Source organism: Microlunatus soli (assembly GCF_900105385.1).
Taxonomy (GTDB): Bacteria; Actinomycetota; Actinomycetes; order Propionibacteriales; family Propionibacteriaceae; genus Microlunatus; species Microlunatus soli.
Genome location: NZ_LT629772.1, coordinates 5,033,454 through 5,057,850, shown reverse-complemented (window position 1 = coordinate 5,057,850; position 24,397 = coordinate 5,033,454). Strand labels below are relative to the sequence as shown.

Annotated in this window: 19 protein-coding genes; 5 read left to right on the top strand and 14 right to left on the bottom strand. The window is 65.4% G+C overall.

Features of this window, described 5'->3' with window-relative positions; all coding sequences use genetic code 11:
* Positions 1-375: 375 nt before the first annotated feature.
* The 3 genes from BLU38_RS23160 to BLU38_RS23150 form a co-directional block, all read right to left on the bottom strand.
* Complete coding sequence (locus BLU38_RS23160; RefSeq protein WP_091527835.1) at positions 376-1,314, bottom strand: carbohydrate ABC transporter permease; 939 nt, start codon at positions 1,312-1,314, stop codon at positions 376-378.
* A complete protein-coding gene (locus tag BLU38_RS23155; RefSeq protein WP_231920000.1) occupies positions 1,314-2,030 on the bottom strand; it encodes an ABC transporter permease subunit in 717 nt (238 codons plus the stop codon). The genes BLU38_RS23160 and BLU38_RS23155 overlap by 1 nt, the downstream gene beginning before the upstream one ends.
* 257 nt (positions 2,031-2,287) lie before the next feature.
* Complete coding sequence (locus tag BLU38_RS23150; protein ID WP_091532998.1) at positions 2,288-3,178, bottom strand: phytanoyl-CoA dioxygenase family protein; 891 nt, start codon at positions 3,176-3,178, stop codon at positions 2,288-2,290.
* 88 nt (positions 3,179-3,266) lie between these two features.
* Here BLU38_RS23150 and BLU38_RS23145 point away from each other — a divergent pair, with 88 nt between their 5' ends.
* A complete protein-coding gene (locus BLU38_RS23145) occupies positions 3,267-4,175 on the top strand; it encodes a helix-turn-helix transcriptional regulator (protein ID WP_157683638.1) in 909 nt (302 codons plus the stop codon).
* A 41-nt stretch (positions 4,176-4,216) separates the two neighbouring features.
* On the opposite strand, the gene BLU38_RS23140 is transcribed toward BLU38_RS23145, so the two are convergent.
* On the bottom strand, positions 4,217-7,246 hold the full coding sequence (locus BLU38_RS23140) for a family 20 glycosylhydrolase (RefSeq protein ID WP_091527828.1): 3,030 nt from the start codon (positions 7,244-7,246) through the stop codon (positions 4,217-4,219).
* Between the two features lie 608 nt (positions 7,247-7,854).
* Between BLU38_RS23140 and BLU38_RS23135 the strand changes: the two genes are divergently transcribed.
* Entirely contained in the window at positions 7,855-8,445 is a 591-nt protein-coding gene (locus BLU38_RS23135; RefSeq protein WP_197679825.1) for a glucose-6-phosphate dehydrogenase (NADP(+)), read from the top strand.
* A gap of 93 nt (positions 8,446-8,538) precedes the next feature.
* Here the strand turns inward: BLU38_RS23135 and BLU38_RS23130 are convergent, their stop codons facing one another.
* The 3 genes from BLU38_RS23130 to BLU38_RS23120 all read right to left on the bottom strand — a co-directional run bounded on the left by BLU38_RS23130 (position 8,539) and on the right by BLU38_RS23120 (position 13,000).
* The gene (locus BLU38_RS23130) at positions 8,539-9,360 is read right to left on the bottom strand and encodes a hypothetical protein (RefSeq protein WP_197679824.1); all 822 of its coding nucleotides are present in this window, start codon (positions 9,358-9,360) and stop codon (positions 8,539-8,541) included.
* A gap of 173 nt (positions 9,361-9,533) precedes the next feature.
* The gene (locus BLU38_RS23125; RefSeq protein WP_091527825.1) at positions 9,534-11,891 is read right to left on the bottom strand and encodes a ComEC/Rec2 family competence protein; all 2,358 of its coding nucleotides are present in this window, start codon (positions 11,889-11,891) and stop codon (positions 9,534-9,536) included.
* A complete protein-coding gene (locus BLU38_RS23120) occupies positions 11,888-13,000 on the bottom strand; it encodes a ComEA family DNA-binding protein (RefSeq protein WP_091527823.1) in 1,113 nt (370 codons plus the stop codon). The genes BLU38_RS23125 and BLU38_RS23120 overlap by 4 nt, the downstream gene beginning before the upstream one ends.
* Before the next feature lie 218 nt (positions 13,001-13,218).
* Between BLU38_RS23120 and BLU38_RS23115 the strand changes: the two genes are divergently transcribed.
* Together BLU38_RS23115 and BLU38_RS23110 are read left to right on the top strand one after the other, a co-directional pair.
* Positions 13,219-14,868, top strand: a complete 1,650-nt coding sequence (locus tag BLU38_RS23115; RefSeq protein WP_091527820.1) for a GNAT family N-acetyltransferase — start codon at positions 13,219-13,221, stop codon at positions 14,866-14,868.
* A complete protein-coding gene (locus BLU38_RS23110; RefSeq protein ID WP_157683637.1) occupies positions 14,865-15,869 on the top strand; it encodes an endonuclease/exonuclease/phosphatase family protein in 1,005 nt (334 codons plus the stop codon). The genes BLU38_RS23115 and BLU38_RS23110 overlap by 4 nt, the downstream gene beginning before the upstream one ends.
* A gap of 24 nt (positions 15,870-15,893) precedes the next feature.
* Here BLU38_RS23110 and BLU38_RS23105 read toward each other — a convergent pair whose 3' ends face one another.
* The 4 genes from BLU38_RS23105 to leuS form a co-directional block, all read right to left on the bottom strand.
* The gene (locus tag BLU38_RS23105) at positions 15,894-16,595 is read right to left on the bottom strand and encodes a helix-turn-helix transcriptional regulator (protein ID WP_091527814.1); all 702 of its coding nucleotides are present in this window, start codon (positions 16,593-16,595) and stop codon (positions 15,894-15,896) included.
* A 36-nt stretch (positions 16,596-16,631) separates the two neighbouring features.
* Positions 16,632-16,991, bottom strand: a complete 360-nt coding sequence (locus BLU38_RS23100) for a nuclear transport factor 2 family protein (RefSeq protein ID WP_157683636.1) — start codon at positions 16,989-16,991, stop codon at positions 16,632-16,634.
* Positions 16,992-17,112: 121 nt separating this feature from the next.
* Positions 17,113-17,406: a hypothetical protein gene (locus BLU38_RS23095; protein ID WP_091527809.1), complete on the bottom strand. Its 294-nt coding sequence runs from the start codon at positions 17,404-17,406 to the stop codon at positions 17,113-17,115.
* A gap of 249 nt (positions 17,407-17,655) precedes the next feature.
* Complete coding sequence (gene leuS / locus BLU38_RS23090) at positions 17,656-20,178, bottom strand: leucine--tRNA ligase (RefSeq protein WP_197679823.1); 2,523 nt, start codon at positions 20,176-20,178, stop codon at positions 17,656-17,658.
* A gap of 256 nt (positions 20,179-20,434) precedes the next feature.
* On the opposite strand from leuS, the gene BLU38_RS23085 reads away from it, so the two are divergent.
* Positions 20,435-21,151 carry an HAD family hydrolase gene (locus tag BLU38_RS23085; protein ID WP_157683635.1) on the top strand — a complete coding sequence of 239 codons (717 nt, stop codon included), beginning with the start codon at positions 20,435-20,437 and terminating at the stop codon, positions 21,149-21,151.
* Here the strand turns inward: BLU38_RS23085 and BLU38_RS23080 are convergent.
* From BLU38_RS23080 to BLU38_RS23070, 3 genes are read right to left on the bottom strand one after another with little or no spacing between them, the layout of a single operon-like run.
* Positions 21,117-22,061, bottom strand: a complete 945-nt coding sequence (locus BLU38_RS23080) for a carbohydrate ABC transporter permease (RefSeq protein ID WP_091527803.1) — start codon at positions 22,059-22,061, stop codon at positions 21,117-21,119. The genes BLU38_RS23085 and BLU38_RS23080 overlap by 35 nt on opposite strands.
* On the bottom strand, positions 22,058-22,930 hold the full coding sequence (locus BLU38_RS23075) for a carbohydrate ABC transporter permease (protein WP_091527800.1): 873 nt from the start codon (positions 22,928-22,930) through the stop codon (positions 22,058-22,060). The genes BLU38_RS23080 and BLU38_RS23075 overlap by 4 nt, the downstream gene beginning before the upstream one ends.
* Positions 22,931-22,988: 58 nt before the next feature.
* Positions 22,989-24,317, bottom strand: a complete 1,329-nt coding sequence (locus tag BLU38_RS23070; RefSeq protein ID WP_091527798.1) for an ABC transporter substrate-binding protein — start codon at positions 24,315-24,317, stop codon at positions 22,989-22,991.
* Positions 24,318-24,397: the final 80 nt, after the last annotated feature.

Below are 24,397 nucleotides of genomic sequence, written 5' to 3'. Positions count from 1 at the left end.
GGCGGGGATCCCCAGTTCACTTGGAAGGTCGTGAACGGGCCCCCTGAGCCCGGGGTGCCAGACGTCGAGCGCGGCAGTGGCTCGGGCATCTCGGTCAACCCCACTGGTACTCCGGGGACGTCACTCACCAGGGCGCCGGGCACTGGCGGCGGATCGACATGAGCGGGGAGGTCGAGAGCCGACCTCCCACCGAAGGTGCTGCTCGGCTTCGTCGTGCCGCCACAAGCGCTGACGGTGCTGACCGCAGCGGTTGCGGTGACCCCAAGCAAGGAGCGACGGGTCAGCGGCCGCGACGACAGCGAACGTGGGGAAACGATCATGAGGGAACTCTCCGTTGGGCAGTAGTGGCGATCGAGCAAGGGACGTGCCTCGCGGTCACCCCTTGATGGCACCGGTCAGCACCCCCTTGGTGAAGAAACGCTGGACGAACGGATACACGATAAGGACCGGCAGGGTAGCCATCACGACCACCGCCATCTGGATTGCCCGTGCCGGTGGCTGGATGTCGGGATTCTGGATCTGACTGAGGGGTGATCCCTGTAGCACGTAGGTGTTGAGCACGAGCTGGATCGGCCACTTGGATGTGTCGTTGATGTACAGCAGGGCAGTGAAGAAGCTGTTCCAGTACCCGACGGCATAGAACAGTCCGATCACGGCAATGACAGCTTTGGACAGCGGCATCACCACCTGCCACAACAACCTCCACTCACTTGCCCCGTCGATCCGAGCGGCGTCGTAGAGCTCCGTCGGAAGCTGCATGAAGAAGCTACGGACGACGACCAGGTTGAAGGCCGAGATCAAGGTCGGCAGGATCAGGGACCAATAGGAGTTCAGCAGGCCGAGCTGCTTGACCAGTAGATAGTTGGGGATGATCCCGGCGTTGAAGAGCATCGTGGCCAAGATCAGAAAGAGGATCGCTCGACCACCCGGCATCTCCCGGGTTCTCACCAGCCCGAACGCGAGAAGGACCGTGAATAGGACCGAGAGCACCGTCCCGACAACGGTGACACCGATCGAAACCAGCAGAGCACGGGTGACGACACCACCTGCGAGGAGCGACCGGTACGCGTCGAATGAGTAATCGCTCGGAAGCACGCCATGTCCACTGGAGGATCTGGAGGCCAGGCTGGTCAGGATCACATAGACGAACGGTCCTGCCATCAGCAGCACGATAAGGGAGATGATCACGACCTTGAGGACCTGGATCGGACGCGGCGCCGGCTCCTGCCATGGCGGATCGGAATGGTGCGCAGGTCCCGATTTCGTTGCAAGGCCTGCGCCGGCGGAGTCTGCGGAGAGGTCGTCGATCGACATCAGAACAACCCCTCGCTGCCGAGACGCTTGGACAGCCAGTTGGCACCGATGACCATGACAGTGCCAACTGCGCCCTTGAACAAGCCGGCCGCGGCTGCCAGTCCCCAATCGCCGCCGATGACGCCGCGGAAGTAAACGAAGGTGTCGAGCACCTGTGCAGCGCCCTTGCCCACGGAGTCTTGCTGCAGCAGGATCTGTTCGAAGCCGACGGTCAGGACCGCACCGAGTCGCAGGATCAGCAAGAGCACGATCACGGGCATGATGCCCGGGAGCGTGACATGCCAGATTCGCCGCCAAGCCCCTGCCCCGTCGATGGCCGCAGACTCGTAGCGATCATGAGGAATTGTCGAGATGGCCGCGAAGAAGATGATGGTGCCCCAGCCGATCTCCTTCCAGATGACCTGTGCCGTGACCAGCGGCTTGAACGCGTCGGGGTCGGCCATCACGTTCTGTGGGCCGAGCCCGATCAGAGCCAGAACGTCGTTGATGATTCCTGCTCCGCCGAGTACTTGTTGCCAAATGGCGATCACGACCACCCAGCTGATGAAATGCGGAAGGTAGACGATCGCTTGGACCACCCGTTGGACACGGACCGACAAAAGGCTGTTGAGCAGCAGCGCCAGAGCCACCGGCGCGGGAAAGGCGAACAGGATCTGTAGAGCGCTGATTATGATGGTGTTGGTCAGTGCGGTGATCACCTCAGGATCGGTGAACATGGCCGCGAAGTTGCTCCATCCGACGAACGGCGAGCTCTCAACCCCACGAAATGGCGAGTAGTCCTGGAAGGCGACCACGTTCCCGGCGAGCGGGATGTAAGCGAAGACCACGAAGAACGCGGCGCCCGGCAGGACGAACAGATAACTCCACCGATAGTAGGCGATCCGGCGTAGCAGACTGCGACGACCTCGGGCAGAGGTCATCGTCGCCGGCGGATGGTGGCTCCGAAGTGGCGTTCGTTCTATGGTTCTGGATGTCATCGATCGCAGCCACCGTCAATGTCAGGCCGGGAGTGCGGCTCCGCAATATCGGCACTCCCCTTGTAAGCATAAGGATCCTGACCGGCAACCAGGACGATGTCGCGGTAATCGTGCTTGCCGACACGCGACCCGTCAGGAAGAGCCTGCCAGGGCAATAGCGACTCTGCACTCATGTAGTGGTTAGCCAACCCACGCCGGTAGCCGTGCCGGCCGGAGTTCCGCAGCGACCTATGTAGAAGGTAGCCGTTGAAGATGACTGCTGCCCCGGCGGGAATCTCGACGGGCACCGCGTCCTGGTCCGCATAGGGAAGGTTGAATGCCTCGATCGAGCAGTCAAATCCCGGATCATTCTGGACGCGGTCTGGATAAAGAACGCCGCGCCGATGCGACCCGGGAAGCACCCACAGGCAGCCGTTGTCCACGGTGGCGTCGTCCAAGGCGATCCACACGGCGGTCAAGGACCGGTCTCGGGTTGGGATGACGTACTCGTCCTGATGCCAAGGTTGTCCGGGTTTGCCCTCCGCTTTGACGAAGAGCATCGATTGCATCACCTTGACATTCGGTCCGATCACCCGGGTCAGAACATCGATGACGGACGGTGTGCTCAGTGCCTGACATGCCGCCGCGGAGACCTTGTGCGGGTAGTGGATGCACAAGAACTCCCGCAACCCATCTGCTGCGTCCATCTCCTTACCCGCAGGTTCGGAGGCCCGGGCGATGGTGCCGAGTTCACCGCGGCACAGCCGTTCCACGTCGATGTTCAGCGCTCGGACGAGATCGGTCCCGATCGCCTCGCGCAGGATGACGCAGCCGGACTCCTGGTAGGCGTCGACCAGCGCATCGGTCACGGTCTCGAAGGTCGGGAGGCGGGCGATCTCGGTGGTCATCTCGTGCTCCGTTGCTCGGTGATGGCTCATGCTCGCAGTTGACACCGGGGTTAGCCCATACACAGACCGAACGCGTTACTATCCAAAAGTGACCTCATCGGAGTTGATGATCTTCGTTCAGAACCCGGTACAGGTGGCCGACTATTCACCGGGGTCGGTGTACGGCCCCCGGCTGTTGCCGAACTTCGAGCTGGTCTGGTTGTTGCGGGGGTCCGCCCAGTTGTGCACCGAGATCCTGGATGCGGATGGGCAGCACCGCGGTACGGAGTCGCAGCTGCTGCGTCCGGGGACGGTGGCCTTGTCGCGTCAGGGCAATCGCGATTGCTATCGGTGGGACACAGCTGGCCCGTCGCGACATGCCTATGTCCATTTCGAACTGCTCGATGCTGGCCACCTCGGCACCCCGGCATCGTGGCCATCGGTGCGGACTTTGGCCGATGCTCCTGTGTTGGAGGGTCTGTGTGATTATCTGCTGGAGTTGGCCGGCCAGCCCTCGGCACAGAGCAAGCGTCGCAGTGATCAGATCGTCCAGCTGGTGCTGGACCTGTTCGTCAGCGGCCCACACCGCAGTGACCGCGAAGAGGTTCCGGCACCGGTCGGCCGGATGAGTGAGTATGTTGCCCGACTCTGGGCGACGGACGGACAGCGGCAGGTACCGGTGTCCGATCTAGCTGCTTCCGCGCACGTGTCCATCGGCTACCTGCATCGGACTTTCAAGCACGCGTACGGCTGTGGGCCATCACGGGCCTTGGAACTCATCAGGCTGAGTCAGGCGGCGACCGCGCTGCAGCGCAGCAACGACACCATCAGTGAGATTGCAGCCAGAAGTGGATTCTGTAACCCGTACCACTTCTCGCGTCGGTTCCATCAGACCTACGGCGCCCCGCCGAAGGCGTTCCGCTGCCGTCAGCCGTTGACCGATCCGCTGTGGCCGGTGCGGGACGCACAACTACTGGCGGTCGCACGCATGCTGCTCCGAGCGAGTGACGAATTATAACGAATAGTTGCAGAACCGTGTCCACGAGGATCGCCGGTGAATCATCGGTGACTGCGGAAGTAGTCGAACCAGACGTCGGTCGCTGCCTGCTGCATCGGGCCGACGGCCACCAGCCCGACGTATGGGTCCGGGAGTTGGGGATTGGTCACATTGCCAGGCATCGGGCGCCACGACTCACCATCGGTACTGAAGGCTGCGGTGTAGGCACTGCCGGTCTTGCTCAGTCGGAGCCAGCAGACCTCGTCGGAGTCCCCTGGGGGTCCGAAGAGGTTGACCGCTCCACCCTTTCGGAACTCACCATCCATCTCAGAGACCAACGACAGGTAAAGGTTGGGGGTCGCACCCGGAGGATTCTCGGTGGCCAGCACGAACTCGACGTAGTTGTCATCGTCATCGTGCACCATCAGTCCGCCCTGCTGGTAGGACTCCATCAGGTGTGCCTGCATCTTGGTCTCGATTGTCCAGTCGCCTGTCGGGGCCCGCTGTAGCACGACATTCTTCGCGCCGTCGGGTGGTCCTCCCACCAGATCCCCAGGTTCTGTGATGATATGCAGCCTCCCGTCACCGACGCTCATGGTCTGCAGGTCAGGATTGATCACACGTGTCCATCGACAACCATCCAGTTGTGTGCCGTCGAACTCGTCGTCCGCTGGGACCGGTTGAGTGTCGGGATCGGCGCAGGCAACAGGGTCTACGCGGACTCGTTCAGTCCCCTCGACGGACCTCCGCCCGCCATCCCCAGCGAAGTACGCGGCGCCACGCAGCAGAGATGCTGCACCTGTGCCCCTCGACATGTCGGGTGGAATGACCTCGAAGTTGGTTCGCACGGTCGTGCCGGCAGCCACTGTGTCGAACGAGACGCCACCCGCGGAACGCACTCTCCAATGATCTGGTGCAATTAGGTTGAGTTCGACGTTGTGCAGGTCGTGGCTGCCGTGGTTCTCCAACCTCAGCTGTACTGTGTTCGGCTGGTTCGGTTCGAGCAGCCGCGTTTCGGACTCGACCCTCAAGGTGGCGGCGACCTCGAGCTGGATGTCCCAACTCGCGCGCGGTTTATTGGGAACGTCCTGCACGACGGTCCCGTCGGCCTCGCCCCGGGTGACCAGCTGGGATAGTGCATTGGTGATCGTGTAGAGCGATCGGCCATTGCGGGTGATCTCCCACTTCTGAGCGTTTGCGCGGGAGTCGCAGGGTTGCTGATTTGGCTCTGCCCCGACGCCGGGATCTGACTCCAATAGCGCGATGCCTCCGGGCAGATCCATGCCCATGCAGAGGCCGCTGGTTGGTGATTCGACTTGGTAGTAGCCGTCATCGGTCCGTCTGAGCTGCCATGCCGCGGGAGCGTCTCCCACGCGCAGGTGACTGTCGGGTTCCTCGTTCTCGGCGGTGAGGAACCCGCGAGGTCCGGCTCCAACGCTGCGGACGGTGTAGGTTCCATCACTGGCCAACGGCAACGCCAGGGAGTCAGCGAAACCCGGCGCTCTGCCGAGCGCTTGGGACCTGTCGACGAAGTCGCGGTAAGAAATGAAAGATGTCGCGTCTCCCCAGGTCCGCTCGGCGATGAACCGCAGCGCCAACGCGGTTGCCTGCTCCATCTGGCGCTCGGTTTCAGCGGCGGGATCGGTCTGCCAAAGACTGAGATGCGCCCCGGTCAGCTGCGGTCCCGCGGCAATGCTCGACCCGTCTTCGAACGTCGTTGGCCCCCACCCATCATTCCAGAGCGTTTGAACGCAGTCATGCAGCGTCGCGTCCAGGGGGCAGAGCGAGTGCGGAGAAGGTCGGGAGCCGCGATCCTCGTACAGAGAGCTTGCAGCGTTCATGATGGTGTATCCCGCGGCGACGAAATCCTCAGGCAGCACCTCGCTCGGAAGCCAGTGTTCGATGACGATATCGGTGTTCAGGCCTGGGTGCGATCCTTGCTCAGCGGGGATGACGTTGCGTCTGGGGAGGCCGTCATTCCAGATGCGGATGGTACGCCCGTGGGTGCCCCTGACGTGGGCGTCGACCCTGTTGATGAAGTCGATGAATGCATCCTCCGGACGTGCGTCTGGTCCGAACTTCTCGCGGGCGTATGCGCCAATCTGTGGGTAGGAATCGTAGGATGAGAACGTCATGTACTCATCGGCACCGAGATGCCAGTAACGGCCGGGGAAGACGCCGACGTACTCGTCGATGAGATCGGTGTAGAAGTCGAACGCCGCGGGTTTGGTGATATCCATGCGTGCTGGGCTATGGTTGCCGTTCCGATCCGTGAGCTGCAGATCAGGGCGATCGAACAGGTACGGCTCCATGTGACCCGGCGCGTTGATCTCCGGTATCACCTCGACGTGGTACTTCATTCCCAACGCGGCGAGTTCTTCGGCCTCAGCTCGGGTGTAGTAGCTCCACTGGTTGGTTTCGGGATGCGAGGTGCTGATCATCTTCAAGGGCAGCAGCATGTAGTTGAGCTTAAGAAACGCCATCTCGCGAAACAGTCGCTGCATTCTCGCCATTGACAACTTGACCATGCACGGGCAGATTTCGACTCCCCGCTCAGGAAAGCGCGGCACATCGACCGTCCGTCCTGCGGCGATCTGGTGGTTCGGCGCGAGCGCTTGGATCAAGGTCCGAGTGCCGTAGAACGCACCGTCGTCTGTTGCTCCGGTGATGTACACGATGTCGCTCACCACCATCTCGTAGCCTTCGGCCCCCAGGTCATCACGGTGCCCGTCTACACCGAGGACGATGTCGCCCTTCTGCGGTTTGGACCGCTCGACCACGGGCGTCGTTGTCCTGAAGCGTGACGCGAGGTCTTCGGCGAGGGTCCGAGCGGTTCGTTTCAGAGCTGGCGCGCTGGGACCCAGCACGATCCGGGTGCGCTCGCCGAACTCGAAGGTTCCAGGTGCGGGCTGCCAGTTGCTGAGCGATGGGATCACGACCGGCGCGCTTGTGGGCGCCGGTGGCCGCACGGCGGGCCCTGCCGTTGCGGGGGTGACACCTACCGTGGCCACCGTCGTCAGCACGACAGCAGCGGCGAGCAGTGGAAGGATCCGGCGTGAGGATGATCGAATGGCAGCGTCGATGGTGCCCATGGCTCTCCCGGTGCGCTACGGACACCGGGTTCATCCCGGTGCAGTCAGGTCGGCAGTCTCCGCACGTTGACGGGTTCGGCCGTGCACCTACCGTCGCGGGTCGAAGCCGTGACCACCATGGCCGAAGATGACCTATTGATATCCGAAGTTGACCTTCGCGGTCATGGCGTCCTGCCGTCGCGACACTTCTGATGGTTTTGCGAACACGTTCCGCCGGCCCACCTGCGACACGGATCGCCAATCAATCGCGTCAGCTGAGAGGCTCGCGGACTGCCACACTCGGCAAGCTCCCGATGGTAGGCCCGTCGGCGGGCAGACACCCCGACCTCGCCGGGCACCATCCAGCCGAGCGGAGGATCGGCACTGTCGGACAGGATCGGCGACAGGCACCCTACAGCGGTCGGTGAGTCGCTCGTCTTCGACCACTCGGACCGGATCGAACGTCCAGCTCGCTGCTGCCCCGCTATGTCAACGTCTACACCACGCCTGACACCAGGCAGATCTCCACACGGCAAGACTTCCGGCCGGGGACTCCGAGAGTAGGCGATGGGACAAGAAGGTCGAGGTGTTGCGCGCGATCCTCACAGCCGAGGTTCAGCACTACGTGCGTGGCCAATACGAGGGTTATCGCGGGACCACTGGAGTCGCTCCCAACTCGACAACCGAAAACCTATGCAGCCGTTCGTCTGGAGATCGACAACTGGCGCTGGGCGGGCGTGCCCGTCCTGATCCGGGCCGGCAAGGAACTTCCGGTCCGGGCAACCGAGGTCCGGCTGATTCTTCGCGAACCACCTCGACCCGCGTTCCTTCCCGCCCCGTCGCATGTACCCGCCAATCAGATCGTGCTACGGATCGACCCCGATGCCGGGATGCAACTGCGGATCTCCGCTTTGGACCGAGACCTCACCTGGCGTGAAGTACCACTGATCAGCACCTTCAGCGGCGACCTGGGCGAGCCCCTGCCACCGTACGAACGGTTGCTCCATGCGGCGCTGAACGGAGACAACCGATACTTCGCACGCGACGACGCAATCGAGGAAAGCTGGCGCATTCTCCAGCCATTGATCGCTTATCCTCCGCCGGTTCACCGGTATGCGCCCGGAAGCTGGGGGCCCGCAGCAGCCGACACGCTGACCGGCAACAGATACGCCTGGCAATTGCCGTGGCCACCGTCGGCGGCCGATGCACTCAACAAGTAGAGGCAGGGTTTAGGGGGTGCCAGATGAGAGAGTCGACCAACCCGCCGACTCGGTCACCCGGCTTCGGGGCATCTTGTTCATGCAGCGGGGCTCCTAGATCTTGGAGATGACAGGCATCGGGTCGCGAGTTGCGTACCTCAAGCGGGACACGCTCTCCCCAGCGGCCCAGGCGTTGAATGCCGTCAGGTAAAGGCCGACATGCTCGCGAGTGTCGCGTCGCCGCCGCACCTCGCCGGCCTGCCGGCGTGCCATGTTCAGCATCAGGTTGCGGAACTTCAGACGGGCATCGGTACGGGTCAACCCTGCGCCATCAATGATGCCGTCGAACCACGGCTGCAGCTTCCGCTGCGTGTTCACCCGCGACAACAGGTAGCTAACGGCCCCGGCGGCGCTCTTGATCATGCCGACCTCCTGCGAAAGCTGCTCGCCGAGGACGACATAGTCACGGAGCTTCGGGTTGGCCTCGAGTGTCGCCAAGATCTGGTGATTGGTAACAGCGGCCGCCCCGCCGGACCAGCTGAGATCGGGCCGGTGGTCGTAAAGCCACACCGTGCGCACCATGGAAGCCAGCTGCAACGTCGACCGCTCCCCCTCGATCGCCAGCACGTCAGCTGCATTGCGCTTCTTGCCGGTGTCGAGGACATCGAAGGTGTCGGCGGGCACGTCGGTGAAAACCGTCAGCTCGACAGGCATATCAGCCTCGACGATGGCAGCGAGCCGGTGCTGTCCATCAACCAGCACACCGTTGGTGTCGATAGCGACGCCCTGGTGCGTGACCTTCCAATCACCTCGCTTCATCGCTTCGGCAAACGACTGAACGGTCGAACGCGACAACGGCCGGTTGGAGGTGTTCGCCTCCAACAATTCTGCCGCCTTCGCTGGCGTGATGGTCTGAACGCGGCTCCGCATAAACATAGATGGTCCCTCACGGAGGCCGGCACAGCAAGCCGGCGCCACGAAACCGGGTAGCAGCCGCGGTAACGAACTCATCCCGACACACCAGTCATCGCAACCATCCGGAGCGCGACCGGTCATGGAGTCACAGCCCACCCTGAGCGACTCCTCGGTATCCTGCCCAGTACCAACAATCATGGTGTTCGTTGGGTGATCACCACCAGATCACCTCCCCCAGCCTTCGCCGCCGCGACCGCGATCGACCCCCGCTGACAGGTGCACAACGCGGTCATCCCATCACCACGCAACAGCTGCATCGTCCGCGGCGCCGGATGACCATAATCGTTGTCCACCCCGGCACTGGCGATCGCCACCCGCGCACCCGTCGCCGCCACAAACCCAGCATCCTGCCGCGACGACCCATGATGCGGCACCTTCAACACATCAGCACCAAGATCAACACCCGACGCCAACACCCGCTCCTGCTCCGCCGGCTCCACATCACCGGTCAACAGCAGCCGTACGCCGCCAATCGTGATCTTGACCACCAGGCACAGATCGTTCTCCGTCGACGACTCCCCGTCCGCAGCCAGCGTCGGTGTCGGGGCACGATCGGACGGACCCAGCACGGCCACCGTTGCCGCCCCCACGGTCGCCCGGACGCCGACCTCGGGAACCGTCGACGGGATCCCGAGCTCGCCGGCCACATCCGCGACCCCGGCGGCCTCCTGCGGCGGCGACGGATAGGGCGAGGTCCATACCCGCTCCACCCGCCTGCCCGCCAACACACCCTCCAGGCCACCGACATGATCAGCGTGGTAATGACTCAAGATCAACAACGGAACCCGGCGGATGCCGAGCTGGTCCAGGCAGCGCCTGATCGGAGCCGGATCCGGACCGGTATCGATCACGATCGCCTGCCGATCACCCACCCGCACCGCCAGTCCGTCCCCCTGACCGACATCACAAGCCACCAACAGCCAATCCTTCGGCGGCCAACCCGGCTGCACCGGCGCCCGGACCACCGCAACGACCATAAACACCGCGACACCCAGCGCCAACCACCGACTCCGCAACACCCACGGCATCACCAACGCGACGGCCAGACAACCGGCACCCAACACCAGCAAGGCGACCGCACTCGACGGCCAACTCCACGACGCACCCGGCAGGGCCGACCCGAAATGCGCCGTCCACAAAATCGGCTGCGCCGCCCAGCAGGCCACCAGACCGACCCAGCCGGCGATCATGCCACTCATCAGCGACAGCCCGGCCGCCGCAAACCCCAGCACCGTGGCCGGCCCGACGAACGGTCCGGCGATCGCATTGGTCAGGATCCCCACCATGCTGACCTGCCCCGAGATCGCCGCCGCCACCGGCAGTGTCGCCAGATGCGCAGCCAACGGCACCGCCACCGCCTCAGCGAAGATCACCGGCAACCACCGCTGCATCGCCTGGACCCAACGCCGCGCCCACCACACGATCCCACCGGTGGCCAGCACCGACAGCGCAAATCCCAACGACCGACCCAACCACGGATCGACCATGATCAACACGATCGTCGCCACCGACAGACTGCGCAGCCCGGCCGCCCGACCAGACATCCCCAACGCCGCCAACGCGACCAAACCCATCGCCGCCGCCCGCAACACCGACGGCTCGGTCCGACACAACAGGACGAAAACCACCACCGCCGCCAACCCCACCACCCGCAACCACCAACCCCGCACCCCGCCCCACCGCGCCAACACCATCAAGAACGCGATCAAGATCGCCAGATTGGCACCGGAGACGGCAGTCAGATGGGTCAGGCCGGTGGTCAGGAAGTCGGCCTTGATGTCGTCGGTGATCCCGGCGGTGTCGCCCAGCACCAGGGACGGAACGAGCGCTCGCTGCTCCGGCGATCCGCGCGCGACGGCCTGCCGCAGTCCGCTCCGGACCCGTTCGACGAAGAGACCGACCGGTCCTGGCTGCTTGACCTCCCTCGGCGGCCCGACCGCACGGGCCACGGCGGCGAAGTCCGAACCCGGCTGCGGAGTCTGCAGTTTGACCGTCGCAACCATCGAACTGCCGGCGATCATGCCGCGCCACCCGGGCACCGCGTCACCACTGGCCGTCAGCAGGATCGGTGTCCGTTCCCGCCACTGCAGGCCCCTGCCGTCGCCCTGGGTCAGGACCGCACGGACCGTCAGATACTCGCCGCGGACGCCCTCGGGCGGCCTGATCATCGGATCCGCCTTGGTGACCAGGTGGATCCGGGCGATGGCTCCGGAGCCGGCCAGCCGGCCGACCGCCGACCCGGTCAACGCGAACGCCTGCAGCCAACCGAGCCCGAGCGCTCCTGCCAGCATCAGTGCGGTGGCCGCCAGCAGCCAGGACCGCCGAAGCGTTGCCGTCAGGACGACGACCACCAGGAGAGCGCCGCCGATCATGATCATCAGCGGCCTGCCCGCGGTCCCCAACCAACTACCGGCCCAGCCGGCCGCAGCGATCGGCACCAGCCGAAGATCGGAACGCGGAGATTGCTCTGCCGACGCGGTCGGCTCCGTCATACCGTCACCTGCGGTGCAAGATCGGCGTAGGTCTTCGGGCCGATTCCGTCGATCTCTTGCAACTCCTCGGTGGAGCTGAAGCGGCCGTGCTCGGTCCGCCAGTCGAGGATCTTCTGCGCCGTGACCGGTCCGACGCCGGACAGTGCATCGAGTTGGTCGAGAGTCGCGGTATTGAGATCGACCGGTCCCGAGGCCGGACCGACCGGCGACGCACCACCCGACGGGGCACCACCCGACGAGGCAGCACCCGACGGCACCGGATTCGGCGGGTTCGAGCCGGCGTCAGGGCCGGGCCCGCGCACCTCGCTGCCGTGATCACCACGGCCGATGAAGACCTGCTGACCGTCCACCAGTTGCTGTGCGAGGTTGAGATCGCCGAGGTGGGCGGTTTTCTTGACGCCGCCGGCCTTGTCCAGGCTGTCCTGCACCCTGGCGCCGGACGTCAGCGTGACGACCCCGGGGTCGTGCACGGCTCCCAGGACGTGGACCTTGATCGTGGTCGACCGGCCGCCGGCCGGATCGGATGCGCCGGGTGTGGCAGTGGGCGTACCGGAGGGTGCCGCGGACGCTTCTGGCGTGGGCGCCGGTTTCGAGCCCGACGGTTCGGCCGACGCCTTCTGCACCGGCTGCGGGGCCGCGATCGCGACCGGCCGGGCCCGCAGCACGGCCCAGCCGCCGAATCCGAGTCCGAGCAGCACGATGACGACGATCACCAGCAGCTGTGGGCGTCCGAAGGCACCGAACTGGTCGAGCCGGAGCATCGCTCGCAACCGGCCTCCGAGACCGGCAACCGCGCCAGCCGCGCCGGCCCGTTGCACCCCGTCGAACCTCGGATCACGGGCAGTCCCCCGCTCTTGCACCTCAGACGTCGGGTCCAGAGCAGGACGCAGGAACCCGTCGTCGGGCTCGCGCCGGTCGTCGCCGGTTGCGTCCGGCTGCTCGTCGGCGTCGGCGCGGACCGCGGGCAGGTCCGCTGCCCGGTCGCCGATCAGGGTGTCATCGTCGGCGTCGTCGGGGCCGGGCCTCGCCCGCCGCGGGCCGGGTCGCAACAGCACGGCCAGACGCTCCTCGACCTGTCGGTCGGTCGTCGTCCGTCGTTGTCCTCCCACAACCGAACACTAAGGAGTCGAAGGACGGGCCGTTCGCCCTGTGGATGACGCTTCGAACTGCTGTCGGAGACCGCGACAAGTGTTTCGTCAACCTGTGGACAGATCACCGAGTTGTAATCTCGGTTCTTCGCCCTCAGCCGGGGTAGGTTGGCTTCGCTCTGCGACCTGCTGGCCGGCGGGCGTACGAGTTCGTCGTACCTGCAACCGAGGACCACCGCATGCCAGCCGAGACCGGACGCAAACCGTCGGACCCGACGGTGGACGAGCCGACGATGCAGATCGAGCCGACCGCGCCCGACGCATCCGCTGTCCCCGCAAGCGCCGCAAACAACAGCACTCCTCCCGCGCACCCCGACGACACAAGGCGGTCCGGCCTCGGCCGGCTGCTCAAGCGCACCAAGCGACGTGGTCAGGCGCCCGTGGACCAGCCTGCTGCCGCCGACGAGACAGCAGCGACGGCAGGCGCCCCGAAGCCGGCGGAGCCTGCCTCGGACGGACGAGCCGACCACGACACGTCCAGCGATCAGGCGACCAAGGACCAGGCAACCAAGGACCAGGCAACCAAGGACCAGCCGACCACGAAGTCCACGACGGACGCGCCGTTCAAGGCGCAGCCGGCCAACGAGGAGCCGGCACCCGCCGCTGCCCGAGACACCGCAGCCGACCCCGAGTCGGCCGACAACAGGACTGACGCCGCTGAGGAGAGCGAGTCCGAAGCCGGCGACGACACCGCCGAGATCGCGAAGGTCGCCGCCGGTGCGGGCGACCGAAGCTCGCAGACCGATGCCGGCGAGAGCGACGACGACACGGTCGTACCGTCCGGCGCCGACAACCCGAAGCCTGCCGAACAGGCCGCACCGAGCGTCCCGGTCGACCCGTCCGCGACCGAGCCCCGTCGGGTCTGGCGTTGTACCCGCAGCACGATCGTCCTGGTCATCGTCCTGATGGTGGTGATCGGCATCGCGATCCCGGCCGCGGCCGCACTCAGCCTCTGGCTCGGTGTGACCGGATTCGGCGACCAGCAGGTGCTGGTGCTGTCGGTGATCGGTGGGCTGGCGTTGCTGACCTTGTTCTTCGGCTGGCGGCTGGGGCTGCATCCCCGGTTGATCGCCGACGGCGCGGAACTCACCATCGTCAATCCCTTCCGTACCCATCGGCTGGACTTCGCCGACGTGACCCATTTCGCGCCCGGTGGTGACGGCCTGATGGTCGGGACAGCCGAGCAGGAGATCGACGCCTGGTGTATCCAGAAGCCGACCGGAGCGATCAAGGCGGAGCGACACACCCGGGCCGACAAGATCACCGAGGAGCTCTGGAGGATCCGCGACGGCTACCACCGGCCGGTCGAGCCCGCGGTCGACGAACCCCATCCGGCCGAGATCCGGTTCGCCCATCAGGACGATGCCGAACTGCTGACCCAACTCGAACGATCGGCCAGTCTTGCTCGGCTCGGTCACATCTTCCCGCCGGATCGCTACGGGTTCCCCGAGGACGACATTCGTGAACGGTGGCAGGCCGTGCTCGACGATCGCACCCGACAGACCATGATCGCCGAGGTCAACGGCGAACCGGCGGGCTACGTCAGCATCGGCATCGACACCATCCACCACATGGGGGTCGGCGAGGGTTATCAGCGTCAGGGCATCGGATCGGAGTTGATGGCGGCCGCCGAGGACGAGCTGTTCGCCGACGTCTCGACCCCGGAGATCGAGCTGTGGGTGCTGGAGGACAACGAGGTCGCCCGCGGCTTCTACCGGGCTCACGGGTGGACCGACACCGAGGACGAACGCGACGCCGAGTTCCCGCCCTACCCCAACGAGATCCGGATGCTCCGCCGCAACCCGCACCTGGCCCGTCGCGGCCGATGACGGGACCGCCCCCACCTGTCAGCGTCTACCGCTCGCCCGAGGCACGTCCACTGCAGTCGCTCTGGGTGTCGATCGGCATCCTCACGATCCTGCCCGGGATCGCCGCCGGATTCCTGTATCTGGTGCCGCCGGAGAACAACACCGCGGCGATGGTGGCGGCGTTCATCCCGTACGGCCTGGTGGCCGATCTGATCGCGACCGTCTGTTTTGCGATCGCTCTGGTGCGTGCACGCCGGCGACTCGCATTGGCGCTGTTGACCGGCGTCAGCGCGCTGCTGTTGATCATGCAGCTGATCTGGATCGGCCCACAGTTCGTCGCGGACCGGCGTCCGGCCCGGACGGCACCGTTCACGGTGGCCAGTCTCAACATGAAGATCGGGTCGGCCGATGTGGATCAGATCCGCAGCATCGCCGAGCGGGTCGACATCCTGATCCTGGTCGAGGTGACGCCGACCGCCTACACCGCAGTCCGGGACGCGACCGCCGACAGGTTGGACTCGGTGGTCCCGGCGGGTATCTCGTCGGGCAACCAGTCGATGATCCTGTCCCGGTTTACGTTGACCGACGCGAAGGAGTTGCGATCGACCAGCCCGCAGTGGTCGGCAACTGTGGCGGTGCCCGGTATCGGCCCGGTGAACCTGATCGCCGCCCATCCGTGCAATCCCTTCTGTGGCGGGGATCTGTGGGTCACCGAGCATCGGTCGCTGCTGAGCCGTGCTGAGCAGCTCGACGGTCGCCCCGAGGTGATTGCCGGTGACTTCAACGCCACCAGCGACCACCGGCCACTGCGCCGGCTCGAACGCCACGGTTTCGTCTCCGCCACCGACATCGTCGGCCGCGGCTGGCTGCCGACCTATCCGGCGAACGTGCGGCTGCTGCCACCGCTGATCCAGATCGATCATGTGTTGGTCAACCGACGACTCACCGTCACCGCGATCGACACCTTCCCGATCGACGGCACCGATCACCTCGGGCTGATCACCCGGTTGGCCGGCGCCTGAACAGCTGGTGACGTCCGGCAGTCCTCATCGGTCGTCGGCGAGATTGTGGGCTGCCCATCGCTCCAGGTCCGCGGCGATCACCGCCTCGGGTCGTTGCGGCGCATGCTCGTCAGTCACGTCGACCGACCGGATCCGATCGGTGCGGAAACCTCGTACTCCGCCCCGGGCGCGACACCAGCCGATCAGATACCACTGGTCGCCGCCGTGCAGCAGTCCGAGCGGCTCGACCGACCTCTCGGAGATCGCACCGTTCGCATCGCTGTAGCTGATCCACAGCACCGCGCCATCGACGATCGCCCGCGGCAGGACGCGATCCCGGGTGAGGAGGTCCCGCCCGGCCCCGATCAGATAGGTGCGGGACAACAGCTCTGTCGCCTTCCGGTGTCGGCGTTCGGGCAGCGCCGAGATGATCTTGTCGATCGCAGCCTGTGTCTCGCCGCCGAAGGGTGACCCGGCGAGCAGCGAGAGCCCGGCGATGATCGCCGTGGCTTCGGTCGCACTGAACTGCAGTGGGGGCAGCGAGAACTCCCGATCGATCACATAGCCTCCGGTGCGCCCCGGCTCGGCATAGATCGGGACTCCCGACTGCTGCAGGGCCAGGATGTCCCGTTCGATGGTCCGGACGGTCACCTCGAACGTGTCCGCCAGTGTCCGGCCCGGGATCGGGCGCGGCGACCGCGCGCGGAGATGATCGACAAGGGCGTACAACCGTTCCGAACGTTTCACCGCATCTCCGATCCTCGACTTCTGGGTCCGCCCGGATCAACCGGACATCGGACGCTGCCCGGTCACAGAGTAGACGTGGCTGATCAACCCGTCGTCGAAGTCGAAGACATCGATCCCACCGACATGGAGATCGTTCCGGTCGGCGTTCCAGATCGAGACACCATGATCACCGCCGTCGATCAGTCGGACGTGGCCGTAGCCCAAACCGGGGCGGTCCGCACGGAACGAGCCGATGAGTCGACGGAGTCCCGCTGGTGTCCTGATCGTGTCCGCCTCGTCAGCGATGCCCAGACCACCGAAGTGGATGCTGAAGTCCGGGCGGCAGATCTGCTCGGCCTGATCGAGATCGCCGTTCCACAGCCGGGTCCAACGGGCCAGGGTATCCAGATTGCTCATGATCATCTCCTCGGTTCCGGGCACGCTCGGTACGGGCCCGGAACCGATCCTGGCGTCCCGGGACGACAGCGGTATGTCGGTGTTTCTGACCCGCTTGTCAGTGGCTTCGGCCAGGCGATGATCACTTCAGCTTGGGGTACACCTCGGCGAGCGTTTCCTCGAAGGCGTCAGTGAAATCGTTCACGATGGCGCGCAGCAGCCGCGCCTTGTGCAGCGCATTGCGGGCGTCACCGACGTTGTAGGCGCTCAGATCGAGCGAGGTGACACGGGAGCAGTCGGCGATCGTCAGATCGGCGTCGACCGTGCGTTCGCCGGAGGTGTCCTTGAGGATCTGAAGGTCGGCGAGCACGTATGCGCCCGCGTGATAGCCCCGCCGGTTGAGGAACCGGCGGCGGTAGAAACGGCGAGTAGCCATGATGAAGCTCCTTCCGCCGACAAGGACTGTCGGCTAGATCGGGGACTTCATGGCCGATCGCCTCCTTCCCCCGATGTCGTTGGTCTGACGTTCCACAGCAGCCCACGACTGTACGCCGCTCCCCGTGCGCGTGCACCCGCTTTTGTGCGCGCAAAGCCAACAGCCGCACCGGTTCCGTACCTCCGCACCGGGTATACCTGGTGCGGACGTACGCAAATGGTGCGGCTGTTGGGAAGCAGGTCGGCCAGGCTAGGCGGGGACGATGCTGACCAGCTTGGGCGCCCGGACGATGATCTTGGCGATCTCACGGCCGTCCAGAGTGCGTTGGACGTTCTCGTCCGCCAGCGCCAGCTCGCGCAGGTCGTCCTCGCTGATCGTCGGGGAGACCTCCAGCCGGGCCCGGACCTTGCCCTTGACCTGGACCACGCAGGTGACCTGCTCGGTGACCAGCAGGCTCTGGTCGACCTCCGGCCAGCCGGAGTCCGCGACCGACGGCCGGTGTCCCAGCAGCTCCCACATCTCCTCGGTGACGTACGGCGCGAACAGGCTCAGCGCCTTGGTGATCATCTCGGCCGACTCACGAACGGCCGGATCGTCGCCCCCGGAACCGTTGTCGATCACCTTGCGGGTGGCGTTCACCAGCTCCATGATGCGGGCGATGGCGACGTTGAACCGCTGGCCCTCGATACAGTCGGTGATGTCGGCGAACAGCTTGTGCGCGGTCGACCGCAGGCCGGCGTCACCGGCCGCGAAGTCGACGCCCGGATCGCTGGTCACGTCGGCGGCCAGCCGGTACGCGCGCTGCAGGAAGCGCAGCGAACCACCAGGTGACACGTCGGCCCAGTCGACGTCCTCCTCCGGCGGGCTGGCGAAGACGACGGTCAGCCGGACGGCGTCGACACCGAATTCGTCGATCTGCGCACCCAGGTCGACCCCGTTGCCCAGCGACTTGCTCATCGACTTGCCCTTGTTGATCACCTGGCCCTGATTCAGCAGCCGCTTCATCGGTTCGGTGAAGGTGATCAGCCCCATGTCGTACAGCACCTTGGTGAAGAAGCGCATGTACAGCAGGTGCAGGATCGCGTGCTCGACGCCGCCGACGTACTGCGCGACCGGCATCCACCGGGCAACGGCCTCGGGGTCGAACGCCTGGTGATCATCGGTCGGCGAGCAGTAGCGGAAGAAGTACCAGGACGAGTCGACGAAGGTGTCCATCGTGTCGGTGTCCCGGGTCCCCGGTCCCCCGCATTGCGGGCAGTCGACATTCACCCAGTCGGTCGCCGCGGCCAGCGGCGAGGTTCCCTTGGGGTTGAGGTCCGTGCCCGTCAGATACGGCAACTCGACCGGCAGCTGATCTTCGGGCACGGGCACCTCCCCACACTTTTCGCAGTGGATGATCGGGATCGGGGCACCCCAGAACCGCTGTCGGCTCAGCAGCCAGTCCCGCAGCCGGTAGGTGATCGCTTCCCGACCGACGCCCTGCTCGGTCAGCGCCGAGATGATCTTGGCCACCCCGGTCGCCTTGTCGGTGATCCCTTCCAGGGCAGGAGAATTGACGTAACTTCCGTCGCCGGCGGTCGCGATCCCGGTCTCGTTGGGATCCGGCTCGCCGGTGTCGACCACAACGCGGACGTCGATGCCGAACTTCCGGGCGAACTCCAGGTCGCGTTGATCATGGGCCGGGACCGCCATCACCGCGCCGGTGCCGTAGTCGGCCAGCACGTAGTCGGCGGCGTAGACCGGGATCTGTTCGCCGTTGATCGGGTTGATCGCGTGCACGCCCAGGAAGACGCCGGTCTTCTCCCGGTCGGTGGACTGCCGCTCGATCTCGGTCTCCGACTTCGTCTTCTCCAGGTACGCCTCGAACTCGTCCCGTCGATCATCGGTGACGATCTGCGAGGCCAGCGCACCGTCGGGAGCGACGACGAAGAAGGTGGCGCCGTACAGGGTGTCGGGTCGGGTGGTGAACACCGTCACCGGCTCCTCCCGGCCCTCGATCCGGAAGTCGACATAGGCGCCGGAGGACCGGCCGATCCAGTTGCGCTGCATGGTCAGCACCCGCTCGGGCCAACCGCCTTCCAGCTGCTCCATGTCGTCCAACAGCCGGTCGGCGTACTGGGTGACCTTGAAGAACCACTGGGTCAGCTCGCGCTTGGTGACCTGGGTGCCGCAGCGCTCGCACAGCCCCTGGACGACCTGTTCGTTGGCCAGCACCGTCTGGTCCTTGGGGCACCAGTTGACGTAGCTCGCCTTGCGATAGGCCAGACCCTGCTCCCGGAACTTCAGGAACAGCCACTGGGTCCACCTGTAGTACTCCGGGTCGGAGGTGTGCAGCTCTCGGGACCAGTCCAGGCTCAGCCCGTAGCGCCGGAACGAGTTGGCCTGGGTGTCGATGTTGGCATAGGTCCACTCCGCCGGGTGCGAGTTGCGCTTGATCGCGGCATTCTCGGCCGGCAGCCCGAAGGAGTCCCAGCCGATCGGATGCATCACGTCGAAGCCGCGGAACCGCTGGTAGCGGGCGACCACGTCACCCATCGCGAACGCCTCGGCGTGCCCCATGTGCAGGTCACCGGACGGGTAGGGGAACATGTCGAGGACGTACCGGCGTTCCTTCGACCCGTCATCGCGGGCCTTGAACGTCTGGTGCTCGTCCCAGTACTGCTGCCAGCGTTCCTGGGCGGCACCGGCGTCGTACCGCGCTCGCTCGTCGGCAACCGCTCTCTCGTCGGCAACCGGACTCGCGGCGCCGGCTCCCTCTGCGACCTGCGTCACTGCTCTCACTCCTCGATCACTGCATCGTCCTCGACCATGAACCGCCGACCCTTCGAGGTCGGACTCCCAGACATGAAAAGACCCCTCGGCCCGAAGGCATGAGGGGCAGCCGCACAGACCGGGTCCGTGCGGCTAACTAAGGAGCTCCTGACGATACATAGCACTCATGCTACCGCAGCTCGGTACGGCGCCGCCCGCAGCTACGGCCTCGGCCACGGCTACGGTGGGCCCTGCCGTCCAGCGACCAGGAGTCCCGATGTCAGCGAGTTCGTCGAAGTCAGCGTTGTTGGTCGATGTCGGCGGCGTTCTGCTGCTGCTGAACCGCCGTGAGTTGGCGCCGGTGATCGCCGACTTCGGCGGCGTCCGGACGTCCGAGGACTTCTATCGTGCCCACTGTGCCGCGCACAATGCGGCGCACCCGGCGCACGGAGACTCTCGCGACTACTACGAGATCCTGCCCGAGTATGCCGGTGTGCCGGAGGATCGCCGATCGGAGTGCAGCCGCGCCTACCGGGCCGCCTGCGCCACCCGCAACATGTGGCACGACCCGGACCCGCAGTCGAAGGCCGCGCTGGCCGACTTCACCGCCGGCGGCGTGAAGGTGGCGATCGTCTCGCAGGCCGACGGTCGGATCGCCGACATGCTGCGGACGGCTCGGATGTGTCAACAGGGCCCCGGTCCCGGGGTCGAGGTCGACCAAGTGTTCGACAGCGCTGTGGTCGGATTGAACAAACCCGACCCGCGGTTCTTCCTGCACGCGACCACCGCTCTTGGCGTCACCCCGGACCAGGCCGTGCATGTCGGCGACACCGTGCCCGCCGACGTCGTCGGCGCCCGCAATGCGGGCATCCTGGCCGTGCACTACGACCCGTTCGACGACTGCGACGCCGCCGGCGACCATGATCATGTACGGGAGCTGGCCGAGATGTCGCGCTACCTCACTTCAGACCGGAGCTCGCCAGCGCCGCGATGAAGTGCCGCTGGAAGAGCAGGAAGATGATCATGATCGGGATCACCGAGGACACCGAGCCGGCCATCGCGTAGCCGGCGGACAGACCACCGTCGGCATCGACGAATCGGGTCAGCCCGAGCGGCACGGTGAACAGTTCCTTGTCCGACAGCATGATCAACGGGCTCTCGTAGTCGTTCCAGGATCCGACGAAGCTGATGATGCCCAGGGCGGCCAGCGTCGCCTTGGCCTGAGGCAGGTAGACCCGGGTGAAGACCCGCCACTCCCCTGCCCCGTCGATCCGGGCCGCCTCACCGTATTCGGCCGGCAGCGACAGGAACGTCTGCCGCATCAGGAAGGTGCCGAACACGGTGAAGATGCCGGGCAGGATCAGCGCCCACAGGGTGTTGTACAGGCCGACCTGCTGGAAGAACATGAACCGGGGCACCAGCAGCAACTGGTTGGGCACGATCGCCGTTGCCAGGTAGAGCAGGAACACCTTGTCCCGACCGGCGAAGCTGAGCCGGGCGAAGGCATAACCGGCCATCGCCGACGTCGTCAGGTCGCCGACCACGCCGAGCAGCGAGACGGTGATCGAGTTGGAGAAGAAGACCGCCATCGAGGGCGACCCGTTGAGCCACACCTCGGCGTAGTTCAGCCACTCCACCGGATGCGGCAACCACTGCATCGGGATCGCGAAGACCGCCAGGTTCTGCTTCAACGACGAGGAGAGCATCCAGACGAACGGCAGGATGAACAGCACCGCCAACAGCCACAACGCCACCGACTTGATCAGATAGCGGCGACGCGCTCGGCGCCGGCGCAGCGACAGCCGGGGCCGATTCTCCCCGACCGCGCCGGTCGAGACGCGACGCCGGTCGGCGGTTGCGTCCGACGTCGTCGACACTGCTTCGGGTGCGGTCGATGCGGTCATGAGTGCAGCCCCCTGCCGCGCTGGAACCGCCAGAACACCGCGCTGAGCAACAGCACGCCGACGAAGCTCATCATCCCCATCGCCGCCGCCGACCCGAACTGGTAGTTCTGGAAGCCGGTCTTGTACATCAGGTACGACAGCGTCGTCGATGACTCGCCGGGACCGCCCCGCGTCAGGAACGCGATCAGGCCGAATCCCTGCGAATGCCCAATCAACGACATGATGAACAGGAATGTCGTCGTCGGCATCAACGCCCGCCAGGTGATGGTCACGAACCGGGTCCAGCTGCCGGCGCCGTCGAGCTCGGCGGCCTCGTACAGCTCGGTCGGCATCGCCTGCAGTGCGGACAGGAAGATCACCGCGTGGAAGCCCATCCCGGCCCAGGACGTGATGAACACCAGGGAGATCAGGCTCCAGTCCTGCGACACCAACCAGGCCGGCGGATGCCCGAAGCCGACGGTCCGCAACACCAGATTGACCAGGCCGCTGGTCGGATGCAGCAGGATCAACCAGACGAACCCGAGCGCGATCGAGCTGACGATGTGCGGGATGAAGAAGATCACCCGCAGTGCTGCCCTGCCGAAGACCGGACCGTTGAGCAGCATCGCGAGCACCAACCCGCCGGCCATCGTCAGCGGGACGCCGACGCCGGCGTACACGATCGTCCGACCGACCGCGCGCCAGAAGGCACCGCTGTTGATCAACGCGACGAAATTGTCGAAGCCGACGAACTGGATACCGGACAGGCCGGACACGACATTCCAACTGGTGAAGGAGATCCCGACCCCACTGATCAGCGGCACCAGGGTGAAGGCGAGAAATCCGACCAGGTTGGGCAGGATGAACAACCAGCCCGCGCGGGTCGACATCCCGCCGGGACCGCGCGGCCGACCTCGGGTCCGCACCCCCGCCAACGCGACCGCCACCTCAGGCGCCCGCCTTCTTGATCGCCGCGTCGCTCTGCTTCACGGCCTGGCTCACCCAGGACTTGACGGTCCGATCACCGAGCAGCGTCTCGTCGTTCAGGTCCTTGATCAACAAGTCGATCTCGGTACCGGCGGTGAAGATCGTGTCCACCGGATACTTCACCGCGGGCCCGAGCAGCGCGTTCTTCCAGGACGGGACGTCGTACAGCGTGTCGGCCTTGTCGGTGAGCAGTTGCTTCAGGACGTCGTCCTCGCTGGTCGAGCCGGGCATGCTCGGCAGCCGGCCGCCCTTCACCATGTACTTGCCCGCGTTCCGCATCCAGAATTTGGTCAGCTCCCAGGCCTCGTCCTGGTGCTTCGACTTCGGGCTGATCGCCATCAGGTCACCGATCGAGCCGGTGTTCCAGCCCTGCTTCCCTTTCTCCGGCGACGGGATCGGCATCCCGACGGTGACGAAGTCGTGCGGGTAGCCCTTGGTGTCGTTGATCGATCGGATGATCTGTCCGGACGAGATCAACATCGCCACCCGTCCGGCGATGAACGGCGCCTGGCTGAAGACGTCCAACTTCTCGGCGATGATCGTCTGCTGATCCATCGCGATCTTCGACTTCTGCAGCTTGAGCGCCAACTCCAGTTCCTTGCTGAACCAGGGATCGGCGAAGTTGGAGGCCTTCCCACCGTCGGTGTAGCGGTAGTCCGGGCCGAGCGCGGGCCGGGCCAGCGACGGCGAGTTGAGCGTGCCGAACCGTCCCTTCCTGGTCAGTTCGGTGGCGACGTCGACGAACCCGTCGACGGTCCAGTTGTCGCCCAGCTTGATGCCCGCGTCGTCCAGCATCGACTTGTTGACGTAGACCGTCACCGGGGCCAGTGCCGCCGGAAGGCAATGCAGCTTGCCGTCGAAGACGAAGTTGCCCTGCGGCGATGCGTCTGCGGTGAACGGCGCCAGGTCCTTCTCGGCGTTGATCTTGTCGGTCAGGTCCAGGGCGAGACCGTTGTGCGCCCGCTGTGCCACCCGCTGCGGCGCGTAGCTGAAGTAGATGTCGATCGGCACACCGCCGCTCAGAGCCGTGTCCAGCTTGATGTTTCCGTCGTCGTCGTTGACATAGCGGGTGTAGGTCACCTTGATGTCGGGGTGTTCGGACATGAACGCCGCACACAGGTCGTCCGGACCGGTCTCGTTCGGCACCCCGCCCCAGACGTTGAGAGTCGTGCCCGAACCGCCACCTCCTCCCTTGGCGAGGTTGCATCCGCTCAGACCGGCAGCTCCGGCGGCGGTCGCGAGCGCTCCGCCGAGCATCCGACGTCGGCTGATGGTGGTTGGTTCGACCATGGTTCACTCCTCATCGAGCAACTGATGGGCATGCTTGCCTGGCCCCGTGGTTGGGCTGGGTGGCTTGTGGAGTTGTGGAT